2 protein-coding genes are annotated in these 2375 nt (G+C 38.1%); both read left to right on the top strand.

Annotation, left to right across the window (positions count from 1 at the left end):
* Positions 1-101: 101 nt before the first annotated feature.
* Complete coding sequence (locus tag E1176_RS02255; RefSeq protein ID WP_155208952.1) at positions 102-269, top strand: hypothetical protein; 168 nt, start codon at positions 102-104, stop codon at positions 267-269.
* Between the two features lie 299 nt (positions 270-568).
* Positions 569-2368: a translational GTPase TypA gene (gene typA / locus E1176_RS02250; RefSeq protein ID WP_155208951.1), complete on the top strand. Its 1800-nt coding sequence runs from the start codon at positions 569-571 to the stop codon at positions 2366-2368.
* Positions 2369-2375: the final 7 nt, after the last annotated feature.

Below are 2375 nucleotides of genomic sequence, written 5' to 3'. Positions count from 1 at the left end.
TGACAGAAGGCACTGCAGCTGGTAAAAACGCTGGTCAAGAGGACGCTAATCAATGGGATTAAAACTATACAACATTCTTATAATTATAAGCTTAAAATACCATGAAATCTAAAATCACCATACTAATCGCAGTATTCGCAGTTGCTATCTCTTTTGCTTTTATTACAGTAAATAAAACAACTTATAGAGATAACCAAGCTAAAATTGAAAAGCCATCTGAGGAACCATTAAAGGCCTACGCGATGGAAGACAGTGAGCAGTGGAATTAAGTAAATACACCAATTACTCGAACCACTAAACCAAACTCATACCCAAAATATACAGACATAAAGTCAACGATTTTGGTATGATTTACTACAAATTGTTATCACTTTTCTGAAACGAATTCAGAGCCAGGTGCAAAATTCATATGACTTTTAGAAGTATGATTGCACAAAACCAATAAATTCAACCAATTAAGTATCAAAAACTTACATGTTGAATTTATGAATTAAAATATATTTAATTAACAAGCAGGTAATAGCATTGTGCCTTTAGTTTGTTAGCTTTGCAGCTTAATTTTTAGCCAATGCAAAGTCTTAGAAATGTAGCTATAATAGCTCACGTTGACCATGGTAAAACTACTCTGGTTGACAAAATTATTCACGCCTCACAAATTCTTCGTGAAAACGAAGACTCAGGTGAACTTATCCTCGACAATGAGGACCTGGAAAAAGAGCGTGGAATCACGATTGTTTCCAAAAACGTTTCTGTCAGATACAAAGACGTTAAAATTAATATCATAGATACTCCCGGTCACGCAGACTTCGGTGGTGAAGTAGAGCGAGTTCTTAAAATGGCTGATGGAGTTTTATTACTTGTTGATGCTTTTGAAGGACCGATGCCTCAAACACGTTTCGTTTTGGGCAAAGCTTTAGACCTGGGTCTTAAGCCAATAGTGGTAGTCAACAAAGTAGATAAAGATAACTGCCGACCTGATGAAGTGCACGAGCAGGTATTTGATCTAATGTTTAATCTCGATGCCACAGAAGAGCAATTAGATTTTCCAACACTTTACGGATCTTCTAAGCACGGCTGGATGAGCAACGACTGGAAACAGCCTACCGATAATATCTTACCGCTTCTAGACGCAATCTTGGAATACATACCGGAGGCACCTAAAAATGAAGGTAAACCTCAAATGCAAATCACTTCATTAGATTTCTCATCTTTTGTAGGAAGAATAGCTGTAGGTAGAATTCACAGAGGTACAATCAAAGAAGGAGATACTTTAGGCCTTTGTAAAAAAGACGGATCTGTAAAGAAAGTTAAAATTAAAGAGGTTCACACTTTCGAAGGCCTTGGCAAAATGAAAGTAGAGTCTGCAAGCTCAGGGGACATATGTGCCCTTGTGGGTGTAGAAGGATTTGATCTTGGTGATACAGTATCTGATTTCGAAAATCCGGAACCTTTACCACGAATTGCTATAGATGAGCCTACCATGAGTATGCTTTTCACCATCAACAACTCACCATTCTTCGGTAAAGAGGGTAAGTATGTGACCTCAAGACACGTAAGAGATAGACTTTTTAAAGAAACTGAAAAGAACCTTGCCTTGCGCGTAGAAGAAACTGAGTCTGAGGACAAGTTTAATGTTTTTGGTAGAGGTATACTTCACTTGTCTGTATTGATTGAGACCATGAGACGTGAGGGTTACGAACTTCAGGTAGGTCAGCCTCAGGTAATAACAAAAGAAATTGATGGTGTAAAATGCGAGCCTATTGAGCACTTGGTAGTTGATGTACCGGATGAATATTCTGGAAAGGTTATTGAATTAGCTACACAAAAGAAAGCTGAACTTCAGGTTATGGAGCCTAAAGGCGATTTACAGCACCTCGAATTTGACATTCCTGCACGTGGTCTTATCGGTTTAAGAAACAATGTTCTGACTGCATCAGCTGGTGAAGCTATCATGACTCATAGATTTAAAGAATATGCGCCTTACAAAGGCAATATTGGAGGCCGAATAAACGGATCTCTAATAAGCATGGAGTCTGGACCGGGCACTGCCTATTCAATAGATAAACTTCAGGATAGAGGTGTATTCTTCGTTGATCCAGGGGAAGACCTTTATATGGGGCAGGTTATTGGAGAACACTCAAGAGACAATGATCTTGTTATCAATATTCAGAAGGGTAAGAAGCTTACAAACATGAGAGCTTCAGGTTCTGATAATAACGCTAAAATTGCTCCTGCAAGAAAATTCTCACTCGAAGAGGCCATGGAGTACATACAGAAAGATGAGTATCTTGAAGTTACGCCTAAGTCGATTAGAATGAGAAAAATCTATCTTGACGAAAACGAAAGAAAAAGATACAACAAATCATAATGTTGTA

The sequence above is a fragment of the Fulvivirga aurantia genome (assembly GCF_009711475.1).
GTDB classification, from domain to species: Bacteria; Bacteroidota; Bacteroidia; order Cytophagales; family Cyclobacteriaceae; genus Fulvivirga; species Fulvivirga aurantia.
Note: the sequence above shows the minus strand (reverse complement) of the source record. Positions and strands in the feature narration are given on the sequence as shown.